This is a genomic window from Halanaerobium sp. (genome assembly GCF_003070835.1).
Map to the genome: position 1 here is coordinate 1 of NZ_QBLR01000292.1, position 4,175 is coordinate 4,175.

At 34.5% G+C, this 4,175-nt stretch carries 7 protein-coding genes; 3 read left to right on the plus strand and 4 right to left on the minus strand.

Features of this window, described 5'->3' with window-relative positions:
• Positions 1 to 232: 232 nt before the first annotated feature.
• Positions 233 to 490, minus strand: coding sequence for a hypothetical protein (locus tag CI949_RS17610; RefSeq protein ID WP_290768756.1), 258 nt, complete (start codon positions 488 to 490; stop codon positions 233 to 235).
• A 318-nt stretch (positions 491 to 808) separates the two neighbouring features.
• On the opposite strand from CI949_RS17610, the gene CI949_RS17615 reads away from it, so the two are divergent.
• From CI949_RS17615 to CI949_RS17625, 3 genes are read left to right on the plus strand one after another with little or no spacing between them, the layout of a single operon-like run.
• Positions 809 to 1,849, plus strand: coding sequence for a hypothetical protein (locus CI949_RS17615; RefSeq protein WP_290768759.1), 1,041 nt, complete (start codon positions 809 to 811; stop codon positions 1,847 to 1,849).
• Complete coding sequence (locus CI949_RS17620; protein ID WP_290768761.1) at positions 1,836 to 2,384, plus strand: replicative helicase loader/inhibitor; 549 nt, start codon at positions 1,836 to 1,838, stop codon at positions 2,382 to 2,384. Before CI949_RS17615 ends, CI949_RS17620 begins: the two co-directional genes overlap by 14 nt.
• Position 2,385: 1 nt before the next feature.
• Positions 2,386 to 2,709 carry a hypothetical protein gene (locus CI949_RS17625; RefSeq protein WP_290768762.1) on the plus strand — a complete coding sequence of 108 codons (324 nt, stop codon included), beginning with the start codon at positions 2,386 to 2,388 and terminating at the stop codon, positions 2,707 to 2,709.
• A gap of 43 nt (positions 2,710 to 2,752) precedes the next feature.
• On the opposite strand, the gene CI949_RS17630 is transcribed toward CI949_RS17625, so the two are convergent.
• The 3 genes from CI949_RS17630 to CI949_RS17640 form a co-directional block, all read right to left on the minus strand.
• Complete coding sequence (locus tag CI949_RS17630; RefSeq protein ID WP_290768764.1) at positions 2,753 to 2,932, minus strand: YvrJ family protein; 180 nt, start codon at positions 2,930 to 2,932, stop codon at positions 2,753 to 2,755.
• Positions 2,933 to 3,107: 175 nt separating this feature from the next.
• On the minus strand, positions 3,108 to 3,683 hold the full coding sequence (locus CI949_RS17635; protein WP_290768766.1) for a sugar transferase: 576 nt from the start codon (positions 3,681 to 3,683) through the stop codon (positions 3,108 to 3,110).
• Between the two features lie 290 nt (positions 3,684 to 3,973).
• On the minus strand, positions 3,974 to 4,175 hold a 202-nt coding region (locus tag CI949_RS17640; RefSeq protein ID WP_290768768.1), incomplete at its 5' end, for a hypothetical protein.

The following is a 4,175-nucleotide window of genomic DNA, read 5'->3' on the forward strand; positions in this document are numbered from 1 at the left end:
GTTCTATATTAATTATAACTTATTAGTCATTAATTATCAAACAATTTATGATTAATTAACATATTTATGTTTATTGTATACTAAAATCAGTAGGTATTCATTGCTATTTAATTTTTTATTAGTATCCATCTGTTTGTACCTCCTCAATATCAGTTATACAATCCTGATTTCTAACACAGAGTTGAACCCGCATTCTCGTTAACTCAGTTGGTTAAACCAGTTACAGCAGCAGTTAACCTACACTTAAACCAGCCTGGGGTAAAATCTCATGTATCACTTTATACTTATGCTCTGCAGCTGCTTTCATATATAAAGTCCAGTCAGCATTATCAAAATCCTCAAACTTAAAATAATTATTATTAATTTTATTTAGCCAGTTATTATATCTTTCTTCCAATGTTCCTCTAAATTTTAAAGTTTCTTTAATCTTTGATAAACGGAAGTCTAAACTTTTATTCTCATCTACTGAACCAAATTCATCATTTTTCAATAAAAATTCTCTCAAGAAAATAAAAATATTTTTAGCTGCCGGAAGAAAGTGGAAAGGAAGCCAAACATTAAAAGATTGATTAACATCTGAACTTTTAATAAAATCCAGTTTTTTATGAGCAGTTTGAGTTTGATGAAAAATATCCAATATTTATAAATTAATTACATTTGACCCTTAAAATTAAAATTTGTGGATGCTATAATATTTATATTGAATTTTCTGAAAAAATCTTATTATAATCCAAAGAGAGGAGTCTAAATGTTTTTTTTGAGCTAAATTGTGAAAAAATTCTTAATTTATAGAAAGGGGATTCTTAAAATGGCTTATAACAAAATCCAGGATAATTTCTGGATTGACGAAAAAGTAAGAAGCTGGGATTTTAAAACAAGGATGATCGCTTTATATCTCTTAAGCAATCAGCACAGGTATTCTGAGGGTTTTTATCGCCTGCCTTTAAGCTACATAGCTGAGGATATGAGACTGGAACAGAAAGAAATACTGAAGGCTGTTCAGAAACTGACTGAGGCTAGTTTTATTAAATATGACAGGGAGAATTCGATGATTATGATCATCAATGCTTTAAAGTACCAACCATTACAGAATATTAATCACTGCAAGGCAGCTTTAAATAAGTTAGCACAGCTGCCGACTTCACCTCTGCTCGCTAATTTTATCAGACAGGCAGAAAAACACAACTCTAAGTTCTATAATTTTTTAAAGAAGAAAAGTAAAGAGCTTAAATTTCTGCAGGAAGTGTTCGCAGAAAATAAGGGGCATGATTCAAAGAGAAAGAATGGCATCAGTACAGATGAAAATAAGGGGCTGCAGACAGAAGAAAATGATTCTCCAGCTCTAACTCAGGCTCTTACTCCAGCTCCTGCTCAAACTCAAGCTCAAACTCAAACTAATGTCAGCCAGAAAGAAGATATTATTTTTACCAACAGAGAATTTAAAACTGATGATTTAAAGCCTGAAGAAGAACTCTGCTGCTATTTAATTGAACTGATAGAAAAGAATAACCCACGAGCTTCACTGCCCGAAAAAGATCCATCCGATCCGCTCTTTAAAAAATGGGCAAAAGAAATAGAAAGACTCAAACGTCTGGGTCCGGTGGGAGCAAAGGCTAAGGAAAAGAAAGGCTACAGCCTGCAGGAAATCAGAGATATTATCTCTTTCAGTCAGCAGGATCAGTTCTGGCAGAGCAATATCTTAAGTGCAAAGAAGTTAAGAAAACAGGTGATCAAGCTGGAAAACAAGATGAAAAGTTCTAAGTCTAATGCTTCCAGTCAAAACACAGACATGCTGCAAGAATTATATCTAGCTGCTAAAGAGGAGGAAAAAGAAAATGGAAAAAAGTGAATGTATTAAAATCTTAAGTTATTTAAATAATTGCTATAATAACCGCTTTAAGTTTCCGAAAGCCAATGACAAAGATGGAACTGCGACTAAGTTAATGGTTGAAGTCTGGTATGATCTCCTCCAGTATTATGAATACCAGCTGGTGGTGGCTGCTTTAAAAAAATTAATTATTAACCGGCCTCAGTGGCCGCCTACTCCCGGGGAGATAGTTCAGGCAGCAGAAAAACTAATGCTGCCTGATGCCTCTAAAATCTCAGCTGGAGAAGCCTGGTATTTAGCTTTAGAAGCAGTTCATAAACACGGTTACTATAACTGCAAAGACGGAATGGATTCTCTCCCACCTGCTGTCAGAGAAGCTGTGCGCAACTTTGGCGGTTTTGCCGCCTTCTGCCACAGCCAGGATACAAGTTTTGTTAAAAATCAGTTTATCAAGATCTATCAGGAAGTTGAGTTAAAAAGGAAGGATACAGCTTATCTACCAAAGCCTTTTAAAAAGAAATTATTATTAATCTCAGAAGAAAAAGGGGCGCAGTAAATTGGCTGAAGAAAACTATACAGAAGAAGAATTATACGAGATGTTATGGCAAAAGGCTGAAGAAATAGAAAAAATTCCAACAGCAAGAGAAATCAACAGTGATCCTTTTTTACCAAATTATGAGGTCTTTGTAGAGTGTTTTGGTAACTTTAGAGAATCAGAAAAGTTAAAAGAACCGGTAGAGAAGTTTAGCCGCTTAAATAAAATTAATGTTTGTTTCTGCAATGACTGTAATCGAGAAGTCTGTACCGGAGATATTAAGATCTGTAAAGAAAATGAATTAGCTGATCTCTATTATGATCTCTTTGAAAAGATTGTCTGCTAACCACTACTGCAGTCCCTGTTTATTCAGGGGCTGCCCCTTTAACTTAAAGCTTTTTTTCTTTTTTAAGCCTTCTTAATTCAGCTGATTCAACATTGCTGAGGATAATTAGAGTGTCGATTGATTCTTTAAGACCTCTAATCAGTGTTTCCAGACGCAAGAGCAGATAAATAGATAAAACCATGGGAAAACCATAAGAACTGATTAAGCTGAATAACTGTTCCATATAAAATATCCCCTTTCTGAACTAATGTTTGATTTAATGATATCACTTTAGTTCAAAAAGAGGAAGGATGGTTTGTAAGTATTTTATTTTGAAAGGATGTTTAAGTTAATTTAACTGCAATTTTTAAGCATTAATTGTAAAATAAACTGTAACCAGCATAAATATTTAAGCTATTTCAGTCACCGTTCTCAATTAAACCTTCCCTTTTAATTACCTGCAGAAAGGTTATCAGTACTATTTTAAAGTCAAGCAGCAGTGAATGGTTCCGCTTGTAGTAGAGATCATACTCAAATTTCTGCTCGTCATCTATATCATCCCGACCATTAATTTGAGCCCAGCCGGTAATTCCCGGTTTGAATTTATCAACTCCCTGCTCTTTACGATTAGCTACCAGTTCCTCCTGAGAAAAAAGAGGTGGTCTTGGTCCAACAAAGCTCATATCACCTTTTAAAATATTAAAAAGCTGTGGTAGTTCATCAAGACTGGTTACCCTGAGAAACTTGCCCATCTTAGTTATATACTGATCCCTGTCATTAAATTCGTTTGTGGGAACATCTGGGGTATCAATACGCATTGTTCTGAACTTATAGATAGTAAAGGGTTTGCTGTGCTGTCCGACCCGTTTTTGAGCAAATATGGGGCTTCCTTTGGACTCCAGTCTGATCAGTAAAGCAATTAAAAGTAAAAATGGTGCTAATAAAACTGTTAAAATTAATGAAAATACAATATCAAGTAATCTTTTTAAAAACAATGATAGTCCTCCTGCCGTAATAGTTAGTTATTTCTTTGAAAATATTGAACAACTTAATTATACTTTATAATTGCAGGGCTTTCAAACAATCGACAAAAATACTGATTTATCGATGTTTTAATTGTTACAGAATATTATTTTGGTTATTATAGATGAAAAAAACTCCCACCAAAATTTTCTGGTGAGAGTAATAGTTTGCGCTAATCATTTTTGTTTTACATACAAAATTACCTGAATTGCAAAACATAAATCCCAATAGTTGCAGACTAAAATTTATGAAAACAGCCGGCTTACTGGTCAATCCCCCAGCTCCTCACCCCGGGCCCATCCTCATCATAAGTCTCAAAATAATAGCCCACAGCAGAAAGAAAGCGAAACTTCTTTAACAGCAGTCGATAAAACTTATCATCATGAGTCGAAAGCACCAGCTGCTTATTTAAGTCTCCACCCTCCATCGAACAGCTCCGCAGCACATCAATAAAAGAAATAATA